A 24,945-nucleotide genomic window follows, 5' to 3' on the forward strand; every position below is an offset into this window, starting at 1 on the left:
TTTACAGCCTGGGCACCGCAGTTACAGCTGAATCCGCGCCACGCTCTCGTCAGCGCCCTTGTCATCCTTCTCACCGTTCTTGATGCTCACGAACAACACGTTGTTCTTCGCATCCAGCGCCAGGCTGTTCGGGTGGGTCGGCACGGTGTAGGTGGCCACCTTCTGGTAGCTGTCACTGTTGTACGCCGTCACCGTACCGGCTTCGCGGTTGGTCACGTACAGGCGCTTGCGCGGTGCATCCAGCAGGATGCCCAGCGGGCCGGCATCGGTCGGGATGCTGGCCAGTTCCTTGCCGGTGCTGCGGTCCAGCACCAGCACGCGCTGGCCCGGATGCTTGCTGACCAGGCCGCTGCTCTTGGCCTGGTAGCCACGCAGGAATTCCGAGCCCTGGTCGGTCACGAACAGGCGCTTGCCGGCCGGGTCCAGCGCGATATTCATCGGCTGCTCGGCGGCGATCCTGTGCTGCGCCACCACCTTGTTCGAATCGGTGCCCACCACCACCAGGTCGGCCAGCAGGTTGCTGGTGTAGACGCGCTTGTTGGCCGCATCCAGCGCCAGGCCCGGTGCCTTGGCATTGCCCAGGCCATCGATGGTGTTGATCACCTTCAGCGTGGTGGTATCGATCACGAACAGCACGCTGCTCACGTCCGGCTGGCTGCTGTGGCCGGTCACGTACAGGCGGTTGGCCGCGCTGTCGACCACCAGTTCGCGCAGGTCGTGGGTGTAGACGGCCTTGCCGTCCTTGCCGGTCTTCTTCTCCATCAGCTGGATGGTGCCGACGGCCTTGTTCTGCGCGGTGTCGACCACGGTCACCGACAGGTCGACGGTGTTGCCCACGTACAGGCGGTTGTGGGCGTCATCCAGCACCACGCCGAAGGCTTTGCGCTCCAGCGGAATGCGGGTTTCCACGGCCAGCGTGGCCGGGTTCAGGCGCAGCACCTGGGCCGGGCCGGCGTCATCGCCGAAGCCACCGGACGAGGCTACGAACACGGCGTTCTGCTTCGGGCTGTAGGCCAGCTCGTACAGGCCCTTGGCCACGGCCTGGCGCTGCACGGCAGTGGTGGCGCTGGCGGCGGGTGCGTTGTCGGCGAATGCGGAGGGCGCGCCGAGGCTGAGCGAAACGGCCACGGCCAGGGCGGCCGAGCGGAAGAGAGGATTACGGAACATGCGAGCGTCCTTGAATGGGCACGGGAGGGTGTCCTGGCTCGCTGGGCCGTTCTACGACGGCCCGACCTGCATCTGTCTGCGCGGGGTGGGCTGGCTGGGGTTGCGGGGGAATGGTAGCAGGTGGGGGGCGTGGCGTGCGCCGGCGCGCGTATGGCAGGCGCGCGGATTACTGCTCCTTCAAGCGCAGCGAATCGGCCACGTCGGTCTTGGCCGCCACCTCGGTGGCAATGCTGGCGCGGCGGTGCCCCGGGTCATTGCGGTCGCCCTGCACGATGAAGATGCTCTCCGCCGCATGGCTGCTCTTGGTCGGCTGGCTGAGCAGCACGTGGTCCACCCGCGAGAGATTGTTCTGCTTGGCCAGCACCAGCAGGCTGGCGCTGATGCGCTGGCTGGCCGCATCGAACGGGCGGCCATGCGCGGCATCCAGTTCGGCCACTTTCTGGATCAGCTGCGAGAACAGGCGATGGTCGGGATGCGAAGGGTCCAGCAGCGTGCCGGCCACTTCAATCGGCGTCGGTGGCGGCTCATCGCTGGCGCGGTCGCCCTGGCGATGATGCTCGGCCTCGCGCTCGGGCATCGCATGATGGGTCTCGGCATTCAGATCGCTGCCCGGGAACGGCGCGGCAATGCACTGGATCTCCGGCAGGTTGAACAGCACCGCGAACTCGCCCAGGTTGCTGCCGCCATCCAGCGTCGCCGGCAGTGGATGCAGGCCAGCGTAGTGCAGCGCCGCCCAGACGAAATCGCTGCAGCGGTTGATGGTGGCCGGGCGGTCCACATCGAATTCGAACTCGGCCGGTTCCTCGGCGAAATCACGCAGGCAGCCGTAGTGCTCCTCGGTGATTTCCAGGGTGCGGCTGTAGTAAGGGTCCAGATGCTCGTCAGCATCGTCGTGGCGCACCTGTGCGTACTGCACGCCGGTGCGGGTTTCACCCGGCGCGTGGCGCGGTGGCGCGAAGCCGTAGCTGTGGGCCTCGTCGCCCGCAGCGACCTGCAGGTACATGTGGCCGCGCGGCGAGATGCCCCCACTTTTCAGCGGGGTGCCGGGCGCGGCCAGATAAAGGGTTGCGGTGTAGCGTGTTGCCTGCTCCATGCCTGTTCAGCCTTGATGGGTACTGCGGTCCTGGGCGGATGATGGCATAGGTGGGATGGGGGGCAGGTGCAAGAAGAGAGGACGCCGATCGCGACTTGCTGAATATGTGAGCCAGCGTGCAGTACTGGACCCGGGCGTGAGCAAGGTCCCGGCAACGACTGGAGCTTGCCATTCCACCGTTCTATAGTCGTTCCGGTCATGCAAGGGAATCGCCCATGAGCAGAGCGCCGGCTTGCCGGCTTGCCTCCTTCGCCCTGGTGGCGGTGCTGAGCACCACCGCCTGCGCGAAAGCCCCATCTACGGAAACGGGCCCGAACGACCCCCCCATGTCCGAAGCCGCAACCAGCCCCCGTACGGTGGGTGGACATACCTATACAACGGAGCCCGTAGAGGCACGAGTGGGCCCGCGCCGCTTCATGTTCCCGGCCAACCTCTACTACAACCAGACGGGCCCCCTGGCCGATGGGGGCGTCATGCTCACGGTGTTCTGGCCGGATTTCGATGCAGCGCCTCCCGGTGATCGCCCGGTTCGCAGCTCGCAGGACAGCCGGCGGCAGGTGCTGGTCGAGCTTAGGTACATCGATCGCGTTCCCATCCAGAACTATCTGGCACGTCGGTCCAGCAGTGAAGCCAGCAGCGCGCCGGGATCACTGGAGCGAAGGGACCCGGTAGAGAACCTCGCGCTGCGCGTTGCACAACCCGAACGCTGGGGTCTGACGCCGTATGCGATCGACCCATCGTTGATGGCAGCCTATGCAAAGGACTCGGAGGCTGCTCTGGGCAGGCCTTACGTGCACAACCCAGGAATGGAACCAGACTGGTATGTGGCCCGCTCGGCGGAGGGCCAACTGACAACGTTCATCAGCTGCGACCCGGCAGACCGCATTCCTGACGGACTTGTAGTTCAGGGAAAGACACTTGAACGCGCTGGCGAAGGCCAGATCGCAATGTGCCGCCATTCCATCGTGGACGTGGGCGACAGCATCGCCATCGAGATGAACTATGCACGCGTCATGCTGAGCGACTGGCAGCGCCTGGAAACCAGCGTTCATGATCTTCTGGAACGATATCGCGTTCAGCCGTGAACGATGGAGGTCCGGGCGCTCTTCATTCGGGTCGCACAGTACCTTCAACACCGTCAGGGACTCACCGATGGGCATCACAACGAAAGAGGCTTCGGCTTTGCTCTCCGCCATCATGACCAGATTGCTTCGGCCGCAGCTACGTCGAGCTATGCCGCGCGCAGCTCACATTGGGGCAATTTCCGGACTGTCGGCCTTGCTCACGCTAACATCTGCATGTGCCCGATCGACGGATACGTCTGCCGTCAATGAACGTGCCGCTGCCGCAGATACGCAGCCTGCCCGCATCTCCATGGCCGAGCTGCAAAAACGCATTCTCGCCTACGCGGATTCGCTCAGGTCAAGAGCGGACATCAGTCCGGACAAGTTTGGCACGGCGATCGGTGTGTCACTCGTGCCAGACGAAAAGGTCAGCATCAGGCACATCGCGAAGGACCTGACAACAACGGACGGCTATAACTATGGGGTTACTTCTCTATCGGTTGAGTCGGCACGTGAGTTCCCCAACCAAGAGGTGATCTTCTATCAGCTGGGCAAGCAGCCAGTGACAGATGCTCCGAATGGCGTGTGCTACTGGGAAGCCGAAAGTGCCGGACGAGCGCTCGAAGCCCTCGGATACAGAACCGGAGCAGAAGTGCCATTTCAGAGAGGGGGCATCAGGCAGTACCGGCGCCCCATCACCGGTGGTAACCAGGGTATGGATACCAGCCTGTTGACCTATCGTTCCGATAAAGGTGATACAGCGAGAACCTGCGTCTACGCGGTCCAGTTCGGATGGGGAGACAGATGAATACGATCCCCCCTCTATTGGCAGAATGCCGAGCTGACTTACCCGTGACACTCAGCGTACCGGCGGTGGCGAGGCTGCCTTACTTGGGCCTGCGCAAGTAAGCAACCAGGAGTTCCGGCTGGTACGGCTCAAGCTGTGGCAGAGGGGAGTGCAGTTGCACTTCAACCCGGTATCGGCCCGGCGACGGATTGCTTGCCCATGCGAAGGCCAGCTGTGCATAGTTATCATCGGGTCGTTCCAGCCCAGCATTCTGCAGCGCCAGCACGTCAACATCGTCCAGCCACGCATTTGTCACTCGACCATCGGCGGGGATGGGAATTGTTCTGGCAGGTTCCCCAATGACCCATTCCAGCCGGTGCAAGGGCACGTCCTTCCATCCGCTCGATTCCAGGCGCTGCATGGAAACCTTCGCCTGGAACCCGGATGCCCGAACATCGGCCAGTGCCCCAAACGCCGCGGTGTTATCCGTGCGGTCAACGCGAATGCCGATCATGAGCGTTGGAGAGGAATTTTTGCTGGGAGCGGCCACATCGAACTCGACCGTCAATGGTGCATCCATTGAGGTAGTCGGCATGGCTCGCACAAGCGGCACCAGATCCGGACGATGGGCCTCTGCTATCGAGCCTGCGTCGCGAGCCGCCTCGGGTCGGCACCCCGTAGCCAGAAGAACGAGCAGTCCAGCCAGCATGCAGATCCGGCGCTTTCCTTGTGGCTTCATCTTCGGTCCTTTCGCAGGTCGCCCAGTGCGGCTCACACGTTGATCATCCTCCGCTGGCCGCACGAATCTGGATCTCATGTTGTACGCGCTGGTCCTCCAGCTGCTGCTCCATCTGGTTGGCAATGGCACGTTGGTTTGCCTCGCGGCTGACCGCATCGAACTGCTGCAGTGATTCCTCCACCGATGTCTGCGCCGCCAGCTCGGTCGGCATCGCAGCGCGCTGATGCGCCGGATTGCTCGGTTCGCCCTGCACCACGAACAGCGTGTGCCCGGCCGGATGTTCACTCGTAGCGTTGCTCACCAGCACATGGTCCACCCGTTCCAGGTCGTTGTCCTTGGCCAGTACCAGAAGGCTGGCCGTCATGCGTTCGCTGACTTCGTCGAAGCTGCGGCCGTGCTTGGCGTCCAGCGCTTCCACGCCCTCGCGGATCTGCTGATACAGCGCGTGATCGGGGTGGCCGGGCTGCGTGGGGTCCTGGAGCGCCCGGTTCGAGCCCGATGCCTCATCCGGTGCGGGCGCGGCTGGCTCGGGGCTTGGCACTATCGTGGGCGCGGCAGGAACCGTGACAGCCGCAGTGACGGGCCGGAAGTCATCCGATGGAGCCGGTTCGGGCTCTGGCACGTGTTGTGCCGCTTCCTGCTCCAAAGGCCATGGATCGCGCGCAGGCTCAGCAGGCAGCGGCTCCTTGAACGGCACCGGCTCGACCTCCTGCCCTGCCATGTCCTGCTTTGGAGTGGGCGCAACCGCAGGCATCGGGGCCATCTTCTCCGGTTCCGCTGCCTGCTCTGTGCGCTGCGTGGGCACCGTCTGCGTTGCCGCTGCCAGAGGCGCGGCAGCGTGTGGCGTCGCACGCTCGGATTCGACCGGGTGCGCCTGCATCGGCCCAGCGGGCTCCGGCGTCTGTGAGGCGGTACGGTTTTCGGTGGGCGCCTCGCTGTTTGGATGGGGCTGGGGTTGGGGCTCCGCCTCACGCCGCGGCGGATCGCGCTGCTCGGCGTACCGCTGTGGCTCGGGCTTATCCTGCGGCGCGGGCGTAGGCGGTGACGTGACCGCTACCGCTGGCGGCGCTGCCGCAACCGTCGCAGGCGCGATGGGTTGCGCAGTCGCCGGCTCTTCAGGCCGCACTTCCATGTTCCCATCCTGCTCGGATGGCTTGTCGCCATGTGCCAGCTGCGCGGCTGCTCGTGCAACCTGTCCTGCATCTACCTGCGCAGCACCGAGCCGATTTGCCTCCTGCAGTGCCTGCCGGTACACCTCCTGCTCACCCGCCGACAGCGCTGCAATGCGTAGCTCGGGCGAGTCGGGCAACGGCGCCTGCTCATTGGCACGCGCGCGCACCTCATTCCATGCGGCCTGCAGCTCCGGCGTGCTGGTGGTCGCGACGGCGCGCGCCACGCCATCCTGACCCACCTGGTAATGGGTGATGGGCCGGGACGCGCCCGCGTTGCCCTCGGCTACAGGCCCCAGTTCCTGCAGCGTGGGACCCGTAATGCCGTACTGCTCGCGCGTGCGCGCCGTGGCCAGGGCAATGGCCTGCTCCCACGCTGGGGTCAGCGCAACGCCCGCAGCGTAGTAGCTGTGGCGCAGCTCGTTCTGGTTCACTTCCGCCGCAGACGGCAATGGCCGCGCGTCCAATGCGGCAATGGTCTGGTTGAACTGATCGAGCGACGGCTGCTGGATGGTGCGGGTCAGTTCCAGCTCCAGCGCCATGTTCCCCTGCGCGATCTGGCCAGCATGATGCCATTGCCCTGCTTCATCGCGCTGGTAGAGCTGGTTGTCCGAGCCCTGGACGGCGTCGGGCTTGGCACGGGCCTGCTCCACTGCTTCCGGCACCAGCGGCACGAAGTCGCTGGCGCGGGTAGCGGCGTAGGTCTCCAGGTAACTGGCGGCAATCGCGGCCTTGCCGTTGGCGATGTTGTTCTCGATGCGTTGCACCGCCTCACGATTCAACTCGTTGGCGCGTTCGGGGCTGGCGGTCTGCGTCTCATACACACCCCGGTCGTTGGCACCGGACACGCCGATCTTGACCTGCCGCGTCCACTGTTCGGTCTGCGCATTGCGGTGCCAGTTGGGATTGTCCAGACGGCCCTCGCCGTCCTTCGCCGGGATGCTGAATGGATCCTGCGGCGGCGGCGCCTTGCCCAGCGCCAGCTCTACCGCTTTTACATGGGCATATGCGCCCAGCTCGCGGGCCTTCTCGTAACTGGCGCCCACACTACGCTCAGCCGGATTGCCCAGGCCGTCGCCCGCGCTGTCCATGACCGCCTGACGCTGCCAGTTGCGGCCATCGAACTGCCATGTGACATCGGCCTTGTCGGTCTGCTGGTAGATGGCGCGGTTGTCGAGCAGATCGGCGCCCTTGTCGAACGCCTTGCTCATCAGCAGCGCATCGCCTGCGACGATGGCGGCTGGGACGAAACTGGAGGTGCCGATCACCGATGCCGTGGCCATGCCACCGACCCAGCCACCGCCGTTGCGCGCCAGGGCGTGGGTGAGCTCGGACTGAGCGGCGGTGCCGTTGCCTTCCTCCAGCAGCTGCGAAGTACGGCGGGCGGTAATGACAGCGTCGGCGCCGGAGGCGAGCAGGCCGCCGGAGCGGATAAGTTGGCTGGTGGAGGCTTCGCCGATTAGGTGGTCCAATGTTGCACCGCCTTGCTGCGAGCGCGGGCTGCGAATGCGATGCCCGGCTTCCTCGCCGAGCACGCGCTCGACCGTCTGGATACCCGGCTCTGTCAGAACAACTCGGCCACCGTGGTGGGCATTGGAAATGGCAAGCGACAGGCCGCTTCGCTGCAACTCAATGTTTCCACCGCGAGTCAGTGGCTTGGCGTCATACTCGATTCTATTGAGCGTAGTCACGATACCACTTTCGGAATGAGTGACAGCCACCCAGCCAAGGTCGACCCCGGTGAAACCTCTCAAGGCTTGGATCTGAGCGATATGCGTTTGGTGGTACTCAGGAACGCCGTCAAAAAAATCCCGGATTCGTTTGTTCGTGATCGCAGGCGTGCTTCCCAGCGGAGTATTCGTGTTGAGATCGCCGTTGATCAACCCGACCTTGACCGTGTCTCGCAATGCTTCTACACGTGCCATCACTCTATCGAGGGCGTCAGAGTCATTCAGTAGCGCGGCCTTACCGTCCCGCGTTCTCTGAATCTCGTTCAAGCGCCGAATCATTCCGTTCTGGTATTCACCCAACGGTCCGCCACTGTGCGGCGTAATGGCCATCGCATCTGCATAGGCAGGGTTTGCGGGGAGGAACAGCCGGTTCTCTTGTGCGTGAATATTGAATCGCCCGGCCTCCTGCAGCTTTGCGAGCAACGGGCTGTGCCTCAGCGTCTGCTGCTCAATCGCGTGATGGTCCTGCAAATGAGTGGAATGTCCAGCCACAAATCCTCCTAGACTCAAGCATCGCCTGGTCTCAGCAGTTCACCGCGTCATAGAACCACAGACCGTTGGACGTACCGCTGGCGATCAGTCCCGCGGCTTCGACCGCCTCCTTGAAAGTGCGGTCGCAGAAGACACCTTCGTAGTAAGGGAGCCGGAATACGTGAGCATCGCCGATGACCTCCCGCTTGAACGCCAAGCGGACGTCGCCAGTCAGATCGTAGTATTTCCCCTCTTCATAGTCGTCACTCACGATGATCTTCAGCTGGGATGCTGCCTCATCCAAGGCATCAATGGTTCTGATGACATCGCAAAGGAAATAAGGGCCACCCATTGCTCCATCAGCGAGTCGATAGTCAGTCTCCCTGAACGCAAAAGCTCCTGGGTCCACGGCCGCCATCACCTCGCGGAGACGCCCGGAAACGAGCCAATAGCCGCTCATTCCAGCTTCAAGATCCTCCGGTGGCCACCCCTCACTTGGGTAATACACTAGACGCGGTGTCTCGCGCAGAGGCGGGAAGCCCCCCTGATCGGGACGCAAGAGGAAATTTGGAGGCGTCTTCAGGGTAGACTCGTTCTCAAAAACGACGCCATGCCCTTTGCCGCGCCGTCGGGCATCTGGGCGCAACTCGAAGAACTCGCCCTTCTTTGGCAGATTCGAAGTCATTGTTTGCCTCACCTCAGAATCAATCTAAATAAGCGTGCCAAGAGCTTATCAGAGGGTGCCAACCTTCCATGCCCTCCTCGAGTCATGCCCGAGCGCTCACAGCCTGAAGTCCTCTCCGCCGACATAGCGCACTACTGCTGCTCTCCAATTCCTCTGGCCGCTCTGAAGTCCCGATGCGGCCTGCCTCTTACCGCCCTGCCTTCAACTCAAGTACTGAATAGGCATGGCTGTTTTTTAGCCCGTTCTGCACCGGCAAGCAATCGGACAAAAATGAAATCGATCTTAAGTTCGACTACCGATCCCGTTCCATGAGACGCGCCGCAGCCATCTTCAATTTTGACATGCGGATTATGCTTAGACTGACGCGCGCCATGTCAGACATTGGCCGCGTCCTTGAACCTGAGGCCACGCGTTTCACACTCGCTTCCAATTCCCGCAGCGCGTATGGCATCCCGGAACACGCGATCGCAGTAGACAAGATCGCCGGAGTACGGGCTCCTGAAGACATGACTGTCCCCGATTACGTCCCTCTTGAATGCCAAGCTTGCTCCGCCACGAAGGTCGTAGAACTTTCCGCCCGGATAGCCCTCATCGACGATGACCCGGAACTTCGATGCTTCCTCATCGACGGCATCCAGCTCGCGAGCAACCTCGCACAGGTAGTACGTTGGGCCCTCTGTGCCGTTCGGAAGCACGTAATCACACTCCACGAACTCAAAGGCAACGGGATCTATATCGGTGAAGTCCATCTTGAGGCGCTCTGATACCAACCAGTAGCCACTCATTCCTCCCTCGAGATCCTGCGGTGGATCCCCCAGCTTTGGTTCGAGAACCAGGCGCGGTCTCTGCGCCAGAGGAGGGAAACCACCTTCTTCAGGGCGGATGATCAGCCTGGGTGGCGTCAGCAGTGCGCCTTCATTCTCGATCTCAACGCCATGCCCTCTTCCCCTTCGGGTCGTGTCGGGCATCAGCAGATAGAATTCACCAGGCACAGGCTGATTACGTTTTAACGTGGGCATATGCTTGTTTCTCTCCAAATTTAGGCATGTACCGTACTCCGCACACTTGCAGCATAGGTCGCGAGGTTGGCGCCGGTGGGGCCGACTCAGCAGTTCACCACATCTTCAAACCAGAGCCCGTTGGATCTCCTCGCTGTGACGATGCCGGCCGCTTCCACCGAATCCTTGAACGTTCGGCCGCAGAGAACCCCGCCATGGAACGGCAATCTGAACACGTGAGCCGGACCCAGCACTTCGCGTTTGAACGCCAGCCGGATATCACCGGTCAGGCGGTAGTATTTCCCTGCCGTGTACTCATCGCTGATCACGATGTCGAGCTGGGAGGCTTCCTCATCCAAGGCATCCAGCGTGCGGACTACGTCGCAAAGGAAGTAGGTTGGCCCCTTTGAACCGTCTTCCAAGCGGTAGTCGGTATCAGCGAAAACGAACGCGTCAGGGTCAATCTCTTCCATGACCTGGCGCAAACGCTCGGAGACCAGCCAGTAGCCGCTCAACCCGCCTTCCAGGTCCTGTGGAGGGACACCCTGCCGCTCCCTATAGACCAGGCGCGGGGTTTCACGCAGTGGTGGGAAGCCACCGGCTTCGGGTAAGAGGAGTAGCCTGGGAGTCGCAAGCAACGCGCCCTCGTTATCAAAGACCACCCCGTGCCCCTTCCCTCTACGGGTAGCATCCGGTCGTAGCTTGAAGAACTCGCCCTTGCGCGGCCGATGGGTGCAGGTTGATCCCATGCTTGTCATCTCACACTGAGAATGTGAATCGAAGTCGCTCGTAAGCAGTTGAAGCGAATCCAGAAGGCGCCCAAGGGTCCGATCCTCAGAGCTCTGACTCAGATGCTGGCCGCGTCGGTGAACCAGAGGCCCCGGGATACGCGCGGCCCACCGATTCCAGCGTTCCACACAGCGTCGCGGAGCTCTCTGTCGCAGAAGACGAGGTTTCCCGAGTAAGGCGTCCGGAATATTCTGGCGTGGCCGATGACCTGCTTGCGGAACGCCAGACTGGCTCCGCCCCTTAGGTCGTAGAACTTCCCACCTCGATAGCCTGCGTCAGTGATGATCCGAAGTTTCGAGGCTTCTTCGTCCACCGCATCGAGCTCACGGGTTACATCACACAGGAAGTACCGCGGCCCCTTGGATCCATCGGCAAGGCGGTAGTCACACTCCACAAACTCGAAGCCAGCCGGATCTACAGACACAAGAGCACCGCGTAATCGTTCGGATACCATCCAGTAGCCGCTCATGCCCCCCTCCAGATCCTCTGGGAGGCTCCCCTTCTTTGCCGAGTAGACCAGCAGCGGCTTCTCCGCCATGGGGGGAAATCCCCCTTCTTCTGGTCGCAGGATCAGGCGAGGCGGGATGCGCAGCCGCTTCGCGTTCGCGAACACAACGCCGTGCCCCTTTCCCCCACGCGTGGTGTCAGGCATCAGGAGGAAGTACTTGCCAGGAACAGGCTGGTTCGACTTCGATGCTTCCATGCTCTTTCGCCTTCTTTAGCTATGATGCACCGTAGCGAGTCTGCCCCGTTCTACCCCGACCTTCCACCTCGTGCAATCAGATCACTGCGAGATTCGGAACCTGGTCAAGCTCGCGTCCCGTGTCTTGAGACGCGCTCCAGCCATCCTCCCTTTCCCCTATGGAGGATGACATGACCAAGATCGACCCCGCATGGCTGGAAGCCTTCGACAAGGAGCTCCTCCACCTGTTCGCCATCGACCACCGCGATGCTGGCATGGATGAGTACCTGCTGGGCTGCTACGCAGACCTTCCGCCTCGCGAAGCAGCACTGGCGTTCGGCAGCGACTACGACTTGGAGCGCGACGATGCGCTGTGGCCTCGGCCGGGCGTGGCGCTGCAAAGTTAAGTTGTGTCGCAATCGACACGCTGCGCGACTGGGCCCTGTGGGCTACGTGTCGCTTTTGGGATCCCGAACAGCTGCAAACCGTGCTTTTCAATGCGCATTCGGGCGGTAACTTAACACCGGCCGAAACCACTGCACCGCAAGGGTTCTGCCACGCGCGCCCCATGCAACAATGCTGTAAGCGTCAGCATTTGCGGCCTCTGCGGCCTACGGTTTCTTGGCATCTCGCAGTCATGCGAGTACACCTTGGCGTGCCACCTCGCACTAGGTGGCGCGGGACTCGAAAACCCGTCTGAATACCCAGTGCTTTGCGCTTGCCAGTCGGCGTCATCCTCGGATGGCGCCGGCTGGCAATCCGTTCGCGATCCATGGCGGGCGGTGCGTGGGGGTCCTCGGACCCGCCGGATTGGGTATTCACCGGTTTTCGAGACACGCACCGTCCGCCGCCTTTATCGGTGGCGTTGCTATCTGTCCTGTACGGAGCATTGCCATGAACACATCGGACTTCCGTTCCCTGCACGCGCAGTACGATCCGGACAACGCCGAACCCGAGCGCGAACCGTCCGTCGATCCCAACGCCTTCGTCGCCACGCTGCACCGCATCGGAACCGGTGCGGCTGCGGATGGCCAACCCTGGCCGGAGCGGCATCAACTACCTGGGCGGTGCCTTCAGTTGGCGGATGCGGATTGCGCGCTGGCCGGACTGCGCGTGGTGGCGGAGCTGATGCTGGCTGCGGAGCGGACTCGGCAGAACGGTGCGCCCGAGGAATACTTGGGGGACCGGGTGATGGAAGGGTTGAAGATGGCTTGTGTGGCGTTGACTGCGCAGGCTATTGAGCGGCTGCAGGTTCGGGAGTAGAGCGCACCTCGCTGCGCACATCGAATGCAATGCACGGATCGTATGCACGGTCCGAAGTATTCACCGCTGTCTGAGCCTTTAGCCTCTAACACTAGCCTCACTATGCCGAGCCGGACTTTGCTTGCCCTGACGACGGCAGCGCTATTGGGATTGATCATTGGAGGGACGTACGCGCCGGCCACCGCAATGAGTTTTGAGAACTACCCAAGACTCACCGACTCGGAGTTTGCCTTGTTCCAGGCCGACGCCGAGAACTTTGCCGAAGCGTTGGCTTGCCAAGGCGTCACCATCGGAAAACATGATTCCAGTAGACGCTTCTTTGATATGAGCGTACTTGGCGATGCCATTCTGTTTGTGGACAACTCTGGGCCGAGTCTTCTGATAGTCACCATGTCCACGGTCGCAAGCGATGCAATGGAGCTACAGCGCTGGAAAGATGGATGGGGCTCACCAGAGAGACGCAGGAGGACCTTGAGCCAACCTGAGAACAGCTGCCCTCCACTCTCGTCCAAATAGCCCCCATCTGCACCCTGCCCCGACAGCCGAATGCGTCAACCAATGACACAAGCAACGTGGTTCTGGCTAGAATCCTGGGCACTTAGCTTTCGGGACAGGGATCTAGGATGGAACTCCCATTCGAGGTGGGCGCGCTCTACAACCGTCAAAAGCAGATCCACGGTGTATTTGGCGGGCAACAGCAAGGCGGCATTTCGACACCCAAGGAGTATCCGCTGGTCATCGCGTTCACTGGTGAGGCCGGCGTATCTCATGGCTACCATGATTTCTGGGACGACGACGAGGTCTTTCACTACTTCGGTGAGGGTCAAGTCGGAGACATGAAGTATGTGGCGGGCAACCGAGCAATTGGTGAGCACGTCAAGGATGGCAAGACGCTCGTAGTGTTTCAGATGATGGGCAAGGGACGGCCCTACCGGTACCTTGGTAGGTTCATCTGTCAGTCCTCCTACGTTCGGCCTGGTACGCCAGATCGAGAGGGGCAGCCTAGGTCTGCCATCGTGTTCCGCTTGAGATCACTGGAAGCCTCACTGGGCCTCGCGGCGAGTGAGACGGACCAAGCTGAGATCGATGCCGCTATCGATGACGTTGGCGCGACCAGCGCAAAGCGCGAAATCGAAGTGCGGACGAAGCAACGCCTGTTCCGCGAACGCCTGATCGGCGTTGAAAAGGGTTGCCGTCTCACCGGCATTGAGGACCTTAGATTTCTACGTGCGAGCCACATCAAGCCATGGGCAGATAGCACTCATAGCGAGCGCGTCGATGGCGAGAACGGGCTTCTGCTGGCTCCGCACGCGGATCTGCTGTTTGATCGGGGGTGGATTAGCTTTTCGGCGAGCAGTCGCCTGCTAGTTTCGAGTAGCCTACCGTCTGACGTGAAAGTTCGGCTCGGCCTTAGTTTGGATTCATCACTGCGATATGGAGTCTTCTCTCGGAAGCAACTCAGCTTCTTGGAATTCCACCGAGACATTGTTTTTGATAAATGGCGGGCCCCGCCCATTCCTCTACCGTAAAGACCCACTGAACAACTGCTCAGGTGTTACTTTCCCCGAAACAAACACCGATGAGCGAGGTGATGAAAGATAAGATCAAGCGCTGGACCGCCCCTGCTTTCAGTAGTCGGGCTCTTTGGAGTCCAGGTTTCATCGTAGCGGCTTTTACCGCGAGCTTTTGGGCATAGGCGGCCGGCCTCATGCCATCCAGGATCATTTTCGGTCGTTCCTCGTTGTATTCCCATCACCAAGTTTCGATCTCGGTGCGGGCGTACATCAATGTCAGGAACCAGTGCTCGTTGAGGCATTCGTCGCGAAGACGCCCATTGAAGCTCTCGATGTAGGCGTTCTGATCAGGCTTGCCTGGCTGGATCAGATGCAGCAGCACACCTCGCTGGTGGGCCCACGTCACCATCGTCTTGCCGCAGAATTCCTTGCCGTTGTCGGTCCGGATCACCTGCGGCAATCCTAGGGTCAGTGGCCGCCGATCCAGCATCTTTGCGACGCCGTGGCCAGAGATGACCCGCTCCACCTCGATCGCCACCGGCTCGTGCGTAGCATCGTCGCCGATGGTCAAGGCCTTGAGCGTACGACCCTCGGCGGTGCGATCGAACACTAAGTCCATCGACCGAACCTGGTCAGCTGCTTCCAGCCGCAGCAACGGTTAGCGCTCGCACGGCGGCGCCTTCTTAGGCTTGCCCCGGCGCACTTTCAACTTGGCGTCCTGATACCGGCGCTCTACCCGTTTGTAGTTCACTCCACTGTTCCTGCCCTGCTTCAGGTAGATTACTCCGACGCCACAGCACTTGTGTCGCCGTACCGGCGGGAGGATTCGCTCACGCAAATCGACATTGCGATCAGGATGCGGCAATCAACGCATTACGCTGGCATTCATCCGAACCACAGTCAGCGCCCGCTGCTCGGTAAGCCCGTGCTCCATCAAACGCCACACCAGCGTCCTGCGCGCCAATGAACTCACCACTCTTTTCGAAGGGCGTCCTGGATGACGTCACTCTCCAGCAACTATTCGGATAGCAGCTTCTTCAGCCGTGTGTTTCCCGCCTCCAACTCCTTGCGCCACTTGGCCTCTGGCACGCTCATGCCGCCAAGTTTGCTGTGCCACAGTTAACAGGAGGCCTAGCCGAATCCATGCCGGCGGCAGAGGTCTTTCACTACCACACCGGCTTCGGCCTCAGGCAGGAAGCCGATAATCTGTTCTTCGGAAAGGCGCTTCTTCATGTCCAATCTCTATCTCGTTAGGGATTGAACGCCAAATCGCCATGCTACTCAACACCGGGGGATGTCGACGCGCCAGCAATTTCTCCGATGCCATCGAGGTGTGGCGGAATCTCTACAATGAGGAGCGCCCCACAGTCCACTGGCATGGAACACTCCTATGGAATTCGCCCAAGTACACGACTTCCAAGCGAACTCTTTGACACCGAGAGGGCGAAATCTCTACTGATTGATGGGCCTTCCATCAGGGTCGGAAAATATCTACCCCCTTTTGACAGCAAAAGAGGGAGATAGATTATATAATTCAAAGACTCTCATCCTGCTCGAACAAGGAAAACTATTTCCCAGGAGGCTTGATACCGCCACGTCGCTTCATGCTAGCAGCGACGCGGAAGATATCTGGGACGTTGACCTTTCCATTGGAGCGCTGCTCGATCACACCAATTCGCGTGAGAGCCTCGAGCAGGGCATGCTCTGTGTGCCCACCCACTCGCTGCATCTCCAGAGGGCCGAGAATCTTCCCAGCGTCAACATCTTTCTTGATTTTCCTCACAATGGAATTTGCCGCCCATCTTTCGATAACCGCTTCCGCGGCGCACGGAACTTCCATTCCGGAGAGGCTGTCAAGTACTGATTTTATCCAAATGTGGTCCTCGGCAAGCTGGTCCAATCGAACCTGAGATGCCTGCTGAACTCCTTCCTTGATTCCATGATGATCAATCGCTTGCCTTCTTGCCAGCTGAGAGTCATGGACATCCTTTTCGGATGCGATTTTTAATGCTGTCAGAAAAGTTCGGGGCGCCGTTTGTCCGTGAGCGTCACCGAGGTGATTTGGCAACCAGGAATAAGTTCTTCCTCTGCGATGATTACTGCCCATGAACTCGCCAGCAATCTTCGAAAAAACGCGAGCTTGCAATTCAGGCTCAACCTTTAGAGGCTCAGGCAGAACACTTACCCCAGATGACTTTGCCACCTCCAACTTATATGTTTTCACAAGATCAGAAAACGCCCTGGAAGAAACTCCCGAATTGGCAAGGCGGCTATACATCAAGCCGTAAAGATCCTGTGTAGACCATTTCAGCTCCACTCTCTCGGCACGAAGCTTGGAAGCGTCCGGAAAGTCGAAGATCTGTTTATCGTCACCCTGATCAGGGCGAATGAATATTTTTGCACGAATTGAGCTGTAGCTACGCAGGGACAGCGCCAGCCTAAGAAGACCGCGGGTCAGATCTCGCACCGCCTGCCAATTATCACCAAGCCTATCCAGAGCATCGAAAACAATAACCTTCTTTTTCTTCGACCGCTTTAGCAAAGCATCTGCACGCAGCATGTCAGACTCATACCGCTCTGGATCTAGCTCAATTATTTTTACCGCCTCGCGAAAATTATATTTACTCCAATCTGGCGATAGCGCCTTCATAAAAACGACACGCCAAATATTCTCCGGAGAAATGTTCGACGCCAGGAGCGACTTCAGCACCGCCGCAGATGGTGCCGCCCCATGACTAGCGTCGTCCCCTGAAAATCCCAGTACGGCGTCAACCGTTGAAAGTTTAAGCTTAGGATAGGCAATAGCAAGTATCGCCCTAGTTTGAGGGTCAATCAGTGCGCCTGACCAGAAGCTTTTGCCAACGCCACGATTTCCAACGACCAGCGCACGATCAGGATCAAGCGCCCCCTCATGTCCACGCGGCGTGTACACCTCAGATGGACCTGGGGGCCTTGAAGCATTATGCGAGACATCCAAAGGAAGCGACCTTAATCCCTCCCTCAATCCAATAATAATAGAGGTCATCGCAGAGCTCATTGGGTTAGTCTCAGGCGCTCAATAGCATTATTTATAAATGGCCCAAAAGTCGCTCGAGCAAGATCAGTCGTTAACAATTCAGGATTTTTAACTGGATCAAAATCAAGGAACTTTGAATCATCAAGGATGACCCAAGGATAATGAGGCGCGTTCACATCTTCGACATCGAAACTAAAATCACCAGCTTCGTCGTACATCCAAGCCGCAAAAAGTTCATAGGAAGAATCTCTGAACCCAGATTGCAGAGCAGGCAATGGATTAGCCTTAGCATGAACCATCTTCATTCTCAATCGCCACTCACTGTCATTCCTCTCGACGAATCTTGACAGGTGGGCCAATGCAAGCCTATATCCAGCAAATGTCTGCGGCGTTTGATGACCAAATAGAAGGACATCAGCATCTAGACCGATAATTGCGGCAGCAGTTGCTTCGTTGATACCTGCCCTTGCATCAATCAAAATCGCGTCATATCTGAATTTACCAGAGAGGCTCGCCACCAGCTCTTTAACGCGGCCAGAAAGGCTGCGATCACCAGACGGGAAATATGATCTAAACAACTTCCCAACATATCCTGCGGGATTCTCTACGGACACTCTGCCGATTGCTGGGCACACATGAATAAGCCCCGCCCCTTCAACAAGGGTACTGATACCAACAATGTCGTTGGCAACGCCATCAACGTCGCCGCCGATGGCACCTTCCACAAGGTAATCGAGTACACCAAACTTCGGACGTTCCGACTCCACTAGAAGCTGCTCTCCCACCCCAGGAGCCTCAAGGTCCAGATCTAGGACAAGGACATTGTGACTTCGTCGCGCAAGATCTGCAGCTAAGACACTGAGCGCAGTCGTTCGTCCAACACCTCCTTTGAGACTCCAGAAGACGAGCGCCGGTACCGGAAACTCCGCTTCTTCTGGACGCTTGAGCCAGTCCTTACCACCGATTCGCCGATCAATAATCTTCACCGCAACCTGCGAGCCATCCTGCAGGGAAACATTCTCTGGGATTGCGATTCCCACATTGGCTTGCTCTGCATCATTGTGCAGAAGAACCAAACTTTCCAAAAAGTCGGCGGCATAGGGCCCAAGCTGCTCATGTACAGCCTTACTTATTGCCTGAAGATCCGCACCGGGTCTTTGAACCAGCAAACGGATCTTCCCAAAAACGTCACGGACAAAGCAGCCAGTCTCCGCTAGGGCCAGCTGATCGTGCTGACGAAGAACTTCACAGAAGATCGTGAGGGCAGTGTCGTAAGTAGCGGCCACACAGGTACCTTTGAGAAAATGATGGCTGCTGCATCATGCAACAGCTGACGGCGTAGTGTATATCGAATGAAAAAGGGGCGGCAAAAGCCGCCCCTGGTCATCATCACGCTACCCCATCAAACCCCAACAGGATTAGCCTTCTCCGGATCAATCTTGTACTGCTTGATCGCCCGGGCCACATCCTTCGCGGTCATCTTCCCTTCCTTCGCCAGCGCCGCAATCGCGGCATGGGCGATGTAGTAGCGATCGACCTCAAAGAACCGGCGCAGGTTTGCACGCGTATCCGAACGGCCAAACCCATCCGTACCCAGCACCGTGTAGCTCATCGGCACGAACGCACGGATCTGGTCCGCATACGCACGCACGTAGTCGGTGGCGGCAATCGCCGGGCCCTGGCGGCCTTCCAGCAGCTCGGTCACGTAGGCCTTGCGCTGCTCACCTTCCGGATGCAGGCGGTTGGCACGTTCCACGTCGAAACCATCGCGACGCAGTTCGTTGAAGCTCGGGCAGCTCCAGATATCGGCGGTCACGCCGAAGTCCTTGTCCAGCAGCTCGGCCGCGGCAATGGCTTCGCGCAGGATGGTGCCCGAACCCAGCAGCTGCACGCGCAGCTCGCCCTTCTTCGGCTTGCCGGCGTCGGTCAGCAGGTACATGCCCTTGACGATGCCTTCGGCCGCGCCTTCCGGCATTTCCGGGTGGGTGTAGTTCTCGTTCATCAGGGTGACGTAGTAGTACTCGTCCACCTGGTCTTCCATCATGCGCTTGGTGCCGTGCTGCAGGATCACCGTCACTTCGAAGCCGAAGGTCGGGTCGTAGCTGCGCACGTTCGGGATGCCACCGGCCACCAGATGGCTGAAGCCATCTTCGTGCTGCAGGCCTTCACCGTTCAGCGTGGTGCGGCCGGCGGTGCCACCCAGCAGGAAGCCGCGGGTACGCATGTCGGCGGCCTGCCAAGCGATGTCGCCCACGCGCTGGAAGCCGAACATCGAGTAGTAGATGTAGAACGGCAGCATCGGCACGTTGCTGACCGAGTAGCTGGTACCGGCGGCCATCCACGAGCTGATCGCACCTGGCTCGCTGATACCCTGCTGCAGCACCTGGCCGCTCTGGTCTTCGCGGTAGAACATCAGCTGGTCGGCGTCGACCGGCTTGTACTTCTGGCCGAACGGCGCGTAGATGCCGATCTGGCGGAACAGGCCTTCCATACCGAAGGTACGGGCTTCGTCAGCCACGATCGGCACGATGTGCGGGCCCAGTTCCTTGTCACGCAGGGTGATGTTCAGGCTCTGCACGAACGCCATGGTGGTGGAGTAGCTGCGCTCGCCGCTGCTCTTCAGCAGGCGCTCGTAGGCGTCCAGCTTCGGCGCCACGAAGGTCTTGTCGGCCTTGCGGCGGCGCTGCGGCAGGTAGCCGCCCAGCGCGGCACGGCGTTCCTGCAGGTACTGTACTTCCGGCGAATCCGGGCCCGGGTGGTAGAACGGCACCTGGCCGTCGGCCAGCTGCGCGTCGGTCACCGGAATGTTGAAACGGTCGCGGAAGTGGCGCACCGCTTCGTCGTCCAGCTTCTTGGTCTGGTGGGTCGGGTTCAGCGCTTCACCCGCGCTGCCCATGCCGTAACCCTTCACGGTCTTGGCCAGGATGACGGTCGGCATGCCCTTGGTGTTCACGGCCTGGTGGTAGGCGGCGTACACCTTGTGCGGGTCGTGGCCACCACGGTTCAGGCGCCAGATGTCGTCGTCGCTCAGGCCGGCGACCATCGCAGCGGTTTCCGGGTACTTGCCGAAGAAATGCTCGCGGGTATACGCGCCGCCGAAGGCCTTGCAGTTCTGGTATTCGCCGTCGACGGTTTCCATCATCAGCTTCTTCAGGACGCCATTGGTGTCCTTGGCCAGCAGGGCATCCCAGTAACCGCCCCACAGCAGCTTGATCACGTTCCAGCCGCCGCCACGGAACACGCCTTCCAGTTCCTGGATGATCTTGCCGTTGCCGCGCACTGGGCCGTCCAGGCGCTGCAAGTTGCAGTTCACCACGAAGATCAGGTTGTCCAGGCCTTCACGGCCGGCCAGGGCGATGGCACCCAGGGTTTCCGGCTCGTCGCTCTCGCCGTCGCCGATGAAGCACCACACCTTGCGGTCGGACTTCTCGATCAGGCCACGGTTTTCCAGGTAGCGCATGAACTGCGCCTGGTAGATGGCGGCCAGCGGGCCCAGGCCCATCGACACGGTCGGGGTCTGCCAGTATTCCGGCATCAGCCACGGGTGCGGGTACGAGGACAGGCCACCGCCGTCCACTTCCATGCGGAACTTGTCCAGCTGCTCTTCGCTGATGCGGCCTTCCAGGAAGGAACGCGCGTAGATGCCCGGGGCGCTGTGGCCCTGGATGAACAGCAGGTCGCCCGGGTGGTTTTCGCTCGGGGCGCGCCAGAAGTGGTTAAAGCCCACGTCGTACAGGGTGGCGCCGGAGGCGAACGAGGCGATGTGGCCGCCCAGGTCACCCGGCTTGCGGTTGGCGCGGACCACGGTGGCCATCGCGTTCCAGCGGATGATCGAACGGATGCGCCATTCCAGCTCGGCATTGCCCGGGCTCTTGGCCTCGAGCTGCGGCTCGATGGTGTTGACGTACTCGGTGGTGGGAGAGAACGGCAGGTAGGCGCCCGAACGACGGGTCAGTTCCACCATGCCTTCCAGCAGCTGATGCGCGCGCTCGGAGCCCTCGACATCAATAACGGCCTTCAACGACTCGATCCACTCCTGGGTTTCCACAGGATTCGGGTCGTTGTTCAGCACCTCGTTCAACCAGTTCATTAGCGCTCCCATAACCGCACGCACGCGCGCGACTGTTGTATAGATTTCTAGACCGCAAAGTGTAGCGCACCAAGGGCTTTCGTCACTTGGCTACGCAGGCGTATGGATGCAACCGGCCAGTGTCCGCAAGGGGCTTGCAAGCGCCCTTGACGGCCCTGCAGCGGGCCTTGGCGGCTGCGCGGGCTGTCGCTTGCGGGCCGCTGCGCCCATGTGCAGGACGCAGTGTTACTGCTGCCGATGACGGTTGTGGGGCAACTCCTGGGCCGCGGCGGGCGCGTTCCGGACTCCGGCACTGAACCGGCGACAACGTGTCGCACCTGCCTCTGGATTGCCGCTGGCCGTGGGCCCAAGGTGGCCCGTGAGTGATGGGCCCGGTGGCCCTGCTCCCTTCCACAGCATCGCCGGGGCGCCTCGCAAGGGGCGCCCCTTTTGCTGTGGGAGGGGCTGGCCGTGGCCCAAATTGCACCTGCATGTGGCCGGATCGGGTGTTGTCGCTTTCGACATATCGATATATCGTTTGCACACTCGTTTACCGATATATCGAAATGAGCCGAAGCCCCTCTCCCAGAGCCCGTTCCACCGATTCGGCGGTGCCCCGTCGCAACGGCCAGCCGCGCGTACTCAGCCGCGGCGACCTGCGCCTGCTGGTGCTGGCCCTGATCGGCGAGCAGCCGCGCCATGGCTACGAGCTGATGCAGCTGATCAGCAACCAGTTCATGCAGGCCTACACGCCCAGCGCCGGCACCATGTACCCGCTGCTGGCCAGCTTCGAGCAGGCCGGCTGGATCGAGGCCGAGGAAGTGGACGGCAAGCGGATCTTCCGCATCACCGCCGCCGGCGAGTTCGAGCTGAAGGTGCAGCGCACCCAGGTGCGGCTGGCGCAGCGACGCGCCTTCGACCGTGCCCGCGAGATCACCAAGGCCTCGCTGCCGCCGCCGCTGGCCTGCGCCCTGCGCGAGTTCAAGCGGGCACTGGTGCACCACCACGGCCGCTGGGCCGAGGGCGAGGCGGACGAAGTGGCGGCGCTGCTGACGCGGGCGTCTGCCCTGCTCAACGGTACCGCCGGTAGCGAGGCATCACCGCTTTCAACGACCCAGCCAGACTGAATCCAGCCAGGTCTCCCCTACGCCGCGCGCCCCCGCGCGACACCTTTACAGGTAGCCCCCATGACCGAACACAACAACACGCGCCTGCGCCTGGATGTGCGCTTCCGTGAACTGACCGTGCTGCGCACCGAGGAAGTCACCCCACACATGCGCCGCATCGTGCTGGGCGGCGACGCGCTGGCCGGTTTCGATTCGCCCGGCGCCGACGACCACATCAAGCTGTTCTTCCCCAACGCTGCGGGCGAGATGGTGCTGCCGGTGGTCACCGCCGAAGGCCGCAGCTATCCGGCCGGCAAGGAGCCCTCGCCGGCCCGCGACTACACCCCGCGCTGGTGGGACCACGAAACCGGCGAGCTGGCCATCGACTTCGTGCTGCACGACCAGGGCATTGCCGGGCCGTGGGCCGAGCGCGCGCAGCCGGGCGACGTGCTGGTAATCGGCGGCCCGCGCGGCTCGTTCGTGGTGGCCGACAGCTTTGATGCCTATGTGCTGATCGGCGACGAAACCGCGCTGCCGGCCATCGCCCGCTGGCTGGACGTGCTGCCGGACGGTGCCGAGGTGCAGGCCTTCATCGAAGTGAGCGACGAGGCCGAACGCCAGGACCTGCCGCAGTACGAGAACGTGCGTATCCACTGGCTGGAGCGCAATGGCTTCCCGGCAGCGACCAGCACGCTGCTGGAAGACATGCTGACCGACTTCGAGGCACCGGACGGCGATGTCTTCTACTGGATCGCCACCGAATCGCGCCGCGCACGGATGATGCGCAAGTTCATCGAAGGCCACCTGGGCGTGCCGCGCGACTGGATCCGCTCGACCGGCTACTGGAAGGCGCACCCGGACGAAACCGACGGCGATTGATCCAAAGACGGTGGGTGCGGCCCCTGCCTGGTAGGTGCGGACCGTTGGTCCGCACGCCCTGCAACAGGTAGTGCCGGCCGCTGGCCGGCAACCTCATGAACCTTCGGCAGGAACCCGCAATTGCCGGCCAGCGGCCGGCACTACCACGCGGGGCACCGCCTGCCGCATCCACCCAAACAGCTGCGCGGCCTAGATCTCCAGCGCCAGCATCCGCACGCCCTCCGACAGGTAGTGCCGGCCGCTGGCCGGCAACCTCATGAACCCCCGGCAGGAACCTGCAACTGCCGGCCAGCGGCCGGCACTACCACGCGGGGCACCACCTGCTGCGCCCACCCGAACCGCTGCGCGGCCCAGATCTCCAGCGCCACCAGCAGCGCGATGATCAACAACGGCAACAGCAGCCCGAAGTACACGCCGGGCATCATGCCGTTGATCTGCGCCTTCACCAGCCGCAGCACACCACGGGTGTGCAGCAGCTCATCGACGTGCATGGTCAGCGCTTCACGCACCACCTTGGGTTCCAGGCCGAGGGTACCGGCCCTGTCCACCAGCGTGTCTTCCACCATGCTGCGCAGCAGGCCCTCGCGCACCCTGCCGATCACCCAGCCGGTACCACGTGCCAACGGGCCGTTGCCAAGACGGTCCAGGCCGGGCAGCGGATGCTCGCTGAGGTAGGCCGAGGCGATGGTGTCGGCGACGTCGCCCACCGTGCCCTGGCTGCGCAGTGCCTCGCGCATGCGCGGGTCGTCCAGCGAATCGGTAAAACCTTCGCTCCAGCCTTCCACCAGGGTCTGCAGGTGCGGCTGGAAATGATCGAGCTGCTTGAACAGCGCGCGGTGCGCACCGGCAGTGAAACCCAGCTGCAGGCCGAAGAAGGCAGTGGCCAGCGGCAGCAGCACCACGTAGCTGGCCAGCAGCCAGTGATGCCAGCGCTTGCGCCGCTGCAACCAACCACGGTGATGCAGCCAGCGCCAGCCGGCGATGCCCAGCACCAGGCCGAGCAGCGTACCGAGCACGCTGCCGCCCACCAGATCGAGCACGCTCAGGCCCGACCAGAATTCGTTCAACCAGTACTGCGCGTCCTGCATGGGTCTTCCTTCCGTGGGTGATACCGCAGCCATTGTAGAACCGAGCCCACGCTCGGCTGCGCCGCCGTCGGTGGGTGCGGACCGCCATCGACTGGTGGGTGCGGACCGTTGGTCCGCACACTCCCATGCAATTGCCGGCCAGCGGCCGGCACTACCGAGCTGGCAATGCGACAATCGCGCTCCTTTCCTGCAGCAACGAGGCCCACATGGCCAAACCGACCCTGGCCAGCGTGGATGCGCTGCGTACCCGCTTTGCCGATGACGCCGCCTGCGATGCGGCACTGGCCGCCTTCGCCGACACCGCCGCACTGCGCACGCCGCTGCGTGAGCTGGTGGAGGCACAGCACCGCTACCTGCAGGCCGAATTCGAAGTGGCGCAGGTGGCCGATGTACTGCGCCGCGACCAGAAGTACGCGCCGGTGGGCCGGCCGTCGGTGCACATCGTGCAGCTGCGCAAGCAGCAGGCCGCGACCAAGCAGGCGGCGCTGATCGCACGCCAGGTGGTGGCGCAGGCCGCACAGACCTTCGTGCGCGTGAGCGGGCTGGCAGTGAAGGCCAAGCAGAGCCCGAGCGAAGCGTGCGTGGCATGGTTGGGCGCATTGCGCTGAGGGATCGTGCGGACCAACGGTCCGCACC

At 61.5% G+C, this 24,945-nt stretch carries 20 protein-coding genes and 1 pseudogene; 8 read left to right on the top strand and 13 right to left on the bottom strand.

What is annotated here, in order from left to right; all coding sequences use genetic code 11:
- Nucleotides 1-21 precede the first annotated feature (21 nt).
- Entirely contained in the window at nt 22-1,167 is a 1,146-nt protein-coding gene (locus AC5P68_RS04220) for a YncE family protein (protein ID WP_184013726.1), read from the bottom strand.
- 166 nt (nt 1,168-1,333) lie between these two features.
- Complete coding sequence (locus AC5P68_RS04225) at nt 1,334-2,260, bottom strand: XVIPCD domain-containing protein (RefSeq protein WP_184013725.1); 927 nt, start codon at nt 2,258-2,260, stop codon at nt 1,334-1,336.
- A gap of 326 nt (nt 2,261-2,586) precedes the next feature.
- Here AC5P68_RS04225 and AC5P68_RS04230 point away from each other — a divergent pair, with 326 nt between their 5' ends.
- Nucleotides 2,587-3,345: a hypothetical protein gene (locus AC5P68_RS04230; protein WP_260290061.1), complete on the top strand. Its 759-nt coding sequence runs from the start codon at nt 2,587-2,589 to the stop codon at nt 3,343-3,345.
- Nucleotides 3,311-4,132 carry a hypothetical protein gene (locus AC5P68_RS04235; protein WP_184013723.1) on the top strand — a complete coding sequence of 274 codons (822 nt, stop codon included), beginning with the start codon at nt 3,311-3,313 and terminating at the stop codon, nt 4,130-4,132. Before AC5P68_RS04230 ends, AC5P68_RS04235 begins: the two co-directional genes overlap by 35 nt.
- A 79-nt stretch (nt 4,133-4,211) precedes the next feature.
- On the opposite strand, the gene AC5P68_RS04240 is transcribed toward AC5P68_RS04235, so the two are convergent.
- The 6 genes from AC5P68_RS04240 to AC5P68_RS04265 all read right to left on the bottom strand — a co-directional run bounded on the left by AC5P68_RS04240 (nt 4,212) and on the right by AC5P68_RS04265 (nt 11,395).
- Nucleotides 4,212-4,850 carry a hypothetical protein gene (locus AC5P68_RS04240; RefSeq protein WP_184013722.1) on the bottom strand — a complete coding sequence of 213 codons (639 nt, stop codon included), beginning with the start codon at nt 4,848-4,850 and terminating at the stop codon, nt 4,212-4,214.
- 43 nt (nt 4,851-4,893) lie between these two features.
- On the bottom strand, nt 4,894-8,241 hold the full coding sequence (locus AC5P68_RS04245; RefSeq protein WP_495216791.1) for an XVIPCD domain-containing protein: 3,348 nt from the start codon (nt 8,239-8,241) through the stop codon (nt 4,894-4,896).
- A gap of 31 nt (nt 8,242-8,272) precedes the next feature.
- Nucleotides 8,273-8,905: a DUF1629 domain-containing protein gene (locus tag AC5P68_RS04250; RefSeq protein WP_495216792.1), complete on the bottom strand. Its 633-nt coding sequence runs from the start codon at nt 8,903-8,905 to the stop codon at nt 8,273-8,275.
- Between the two features lie 374 nt (nt 8,906-9,279).
- Nucleotides 9,280-9,924 carry an imm11 family protein gene (locus AC5P68_RS04255; RefSeq protein ID WP_495216794.1) on the bottom strand — a complete coding sequence of 215 codons (645 nt, stop codon included), beginning with the start codon at nt 9,922-9,924 and terminating at the stop codon, nt 9,280-9,282.
- Nucleotides 9,925-10,010: 86 nt separating this feature from the next.
- On the bottom strand, nt 10,011-10,652 hold the full coding sequence (locus tag AC5P68_RS04260; RefSeq protein WP_495216796.1) for a DUF1629 domain-containing protein: 642 nt from the start codon (nt 10,650-10,652) through the stop codon (nt 10,011-10,013).
- A 98-nt stretch (nt 10,653-10,750) separates the two neighbouring features.
- The gene (locus AC5P68_RS04265) at nt 10,751-11,395 is read right to left on the bottom strand and encodes a DUF1629 domain-containing protein (RefSeq protein WP_495216797.1); all 645 of its coding nucleotides are present in this window, start codon (nt 11,393-11,395) and stop codon (nt 10,751-10,753) included.
- 170 nt (nt 11,396-11,565) lie between these two features.
- Between AC5P68_RS04265 and AC5P68_RS04270 the strand changes: the two genes are divergently transcribed.
- From AC5P68_RS04270 to AC5P68_RS04280, 3 genes are all read left to right on the top strand, one after another.
- On the top strand, nt 11,566-11,781 hold the full coding sequence (locus AC5P68_RS04270) for a hypothetical protein (RefSeq protein ID WP_279938967.1): 216 nt from the start codon (nt 11,566-11,568) through the stop codon (nt 11,779-11,781).
- 487 nt (nt 11,782-12,268) lie between these two features.
- On the top strand, nt 12,269-12,637 hold the full coding sequence (locus AC5P68_RS04275; protein WP_014645738.1) for a hypothetical protein: 369 nt from the start codon (nt 12,269-12,271) through the stop codon (nt 12,635-12,637).
- A gap of 623 nt (nt 12,638-13,260) precedes the next feature.
- Entirely contained in the window at nt 13,261-14,166 is a 906-nt protein-coding gene (locus AC5P68_RS04280; RefSeq protein ID WP_495216799.1) for an HNH endonuclease, read from the top strand.
- Nucleotides 14,167-14,299: 133 nt separating this feature from the next.
- Here the strand turns inward: AC5P68_RS04280 and AC5P68_RS04285 are convergent.
- From AC5P68_RS04285 to aceE, 4 genes and pseudogenes are all read right to left on the bottom strand, one after another.
- A pseudogene (locus AC5P68_RS04285) lies at nt 14,300-15,384 on the bottom strand (IS3 family transposase); the annotation flags it as partial.
- Nucleotides 15,385-15,718: 334 nt separating this feature from the next.
- Nucleotides 15,719-17,176 (bottom strand): hypothetical protein, encoded by a 1,458-nt coding sequence (locus tag AC5P68_RS04290; RefSeq protein WP_495216801.1) that lies wholly within the window; start codon nt 17,174-17,176, stop codon nt 15,719-15,721.
- An 8-nt stretch (nt 17,177-17,184) separates the two neighbouring features.
- Entirely contained in the window at nt 17,185-18,453 is a 1,269-nt protein-coding gene (locus AC5P68_RS04295) for a ParA family protein (RefSeq protein ID WP_495216803.1), read from the bottom strand.
- Nucleotides 18,454-18,569: 116 nt separating this feature from the next.
- Entirely contained in the window at nt 18,570-21,257 is a 2,688-nt protein-coding gene (gene aceE, locus AC5P68_RS04300; protein ID WP_288417063.1) for a pyruvate dehydrogenase (acetyl-transferring), homodimeric type, read from the bottom strand.
- Between the two features lie 545 nt (nt 21,258-21,802).
- Here aceE and AC5P68_RS04305 point away from each other — a divergent pair.
- Nucleotides 21,803-22,363: a PadR family transcriptional regulator gene (locus AC5P68_RS04305; protein WP_049437044.1), complete on the top strand. Its 561-nt coding sequence runs from the start codon at nt 21,803-21,805 to the stop codon at nt 22,361-22,363.
- A 60-nt stretch (nt 22,364-22,423) separates the two neighbouring features.
- Nucleotides 22,424-23,221 carry a siderophore-interacting protein gene (locus tag AC5P68_RS04310; protein ID WP_495216805.1) on the top strand — a complete coding sequence of 266 codons (798 nt, stop codon included), beginning with the start codon at nt 22,424-22,426 and terminating at the stop codon, nt 23,219-23,221.
- Nucleotides 23,222-23,475: 254 nt separating this feature from the next.
- Here AC5P68_RS04310 and AC5P68_RS04315 read toward each other — a convergent pair whose 3' ends face one another.
- Nucleotides 23,476-24,309, bottom strand: coding sequence for a hypothetical protein (locus tag AC5P68_RS04315; RefSeq protein ID WP_111108533.1), 834 nt, complete (start codon nt 24,307-24,309; stop codon nt 23,476-23,478).
- A 206-nt stretch (nt 24,310-24,515) separates the two neighbouring features.
- On the opposite strand from AC5P68_RS04315, the gene AC5P68_RS04320 reads away from it, so the two are divergent.
- Nucleotides 24,516-24,917, top strand: a complete 402-nt coding sequence (locus AC5P68_RS04320; RefSeq protein WP_049433443.1) for a hypothetical protein — start codon at nt 24,516-24,518, stop codon at nt 24,915-24,917.
- Nucleotides 24,918-24,945: the final 28 nt, after the last annotated feature.

It is taken from the genome of Stenotrophomonas sp. YJH_SMC_58, from assembly GCF_059369635.1.

Coding starts and splice junctions, on each gene's coding strand:
- AC5P68_RS04260 (WP_495216796.1), bottom strand. CDS start 10,652: ATGGGATCAACCTGCACCCATCGGCCGCGCAAGGGCGAGTTCTTCAAG.
- AC5P68_RS04230 (WP_260290061.1), top strand. CDS start 2,587: ATGTCCGAAGCCGCAACCAGCCCCCGTACGGTGGGTGGACATACCTAT.
- AC5P68_RS04225 (WP_184013725.1), bottom strand. CDS start 2,260: ATGGAGCAGGCAACACGCTACACCGCAACCCTTTATCTGGCCGCGCCC.
- aceE (WP_288417063.1), bottom strand. CDS start 21,257: ATGAACTGGTTGAACGAGGTGCTGAACAACGACCCGAATCCTGTGGAA.
- AC5P68_RS04320 (WP_049433443.1), top strand. CDS start 24,516: ATGGCCAAACCGACCCTGGCCAGCGTGGATGCGCTGCGTACCCGCTTT.
- AC5P68_RS04240 (WP_184013722.1), bottom strand. CDS start 4,850: ATGAAGCCACAAGGAAAGCGCCGGATCTGCATGCTGGCTGGACTGCTC.
- AC5P68_RS04220 (WP_184013726.1), bottom strand. CDS start 1,167: ATGTTCCGTAATCCTCTCTTCCGCTCGGCCGCCCTGGCCGTGGCCGTT.
- AC5P68_RS04270 (WP_279938967.1), top strand. CDS start 11,566: ATGACCAAGATCGACCCCGCATGGCTGGAAGCCTTCGACAAGGAGCTC.
- AC5P68_RS04280 (WP_495216799.1), top strand. CDS start 13,261: ATGGAACTCCCATTCGAGGTGGGCGCGCTCTACAACCGTCAAAAGCAG.
- AC5P68_RS04255 (WP_495216794.1), bottom strand. CDS start 9,924: ATGCCCACGTTAAAACGTAATCAGCCTGTGCCTGGTGAATTCTATCTG.
- AC5P68_RS04290 (WP_495216801.1), bottom strand. CDS start 17,176: ATGACCTCTATTATTATTGGATTGAGGGAGGGATTAAGGTCGCTTCCT.
- AC5P68_RS04275 (WP_014645738.1), top strand. CDS start 12,269: ATGAACACATCGGACTTCCGTTCCCTGCACGCGCAGTACGATCCGGAC.
- AC5P68_RS04250 (WP_495216792.1), bottom strand. CDS start 8,905: ATGACTTCGAATCTGCCAAAGAAGGGCGAGTTCTTCGAGTTGCGCCCA.
- AC5P68_RS04235 (WP_184013723.1), top strand. CDS start 3,311: ATGATCTTCTGGAACGATATCGCGTTCAGCCGTGAACGATGGAGGTCC.
- AC5P68_RS04310 (WP_495216805.1), top strand. CDS start 22,424: ATGACCGAACACAACAACACGCGCCTGCGCCTGGATGTGCGCTTCCGT.
- AC5P68_RS04305 (WP_049437044.1), top strand. CDS start 21,803: ATGAGCCGAAGCCCCTCTCCCAGAGCCCGTTCCACCGATTCGGCGGTG.
- AC5P68_RS04265 (WP_495216797.1), bottom strand. CDS start 11,395: ATGGAAGCATCGAAGTCGAACCAGCCTGTTCCTGGCAAGTACTTCCTC.
- AC5P68_RS04315 (WP_111108533.1), bottom strand. CDS start 24,309: ATGCAGGACGCGCAGTACTGGTTGAACGAATTCTGGTCGGGCCTGAGC.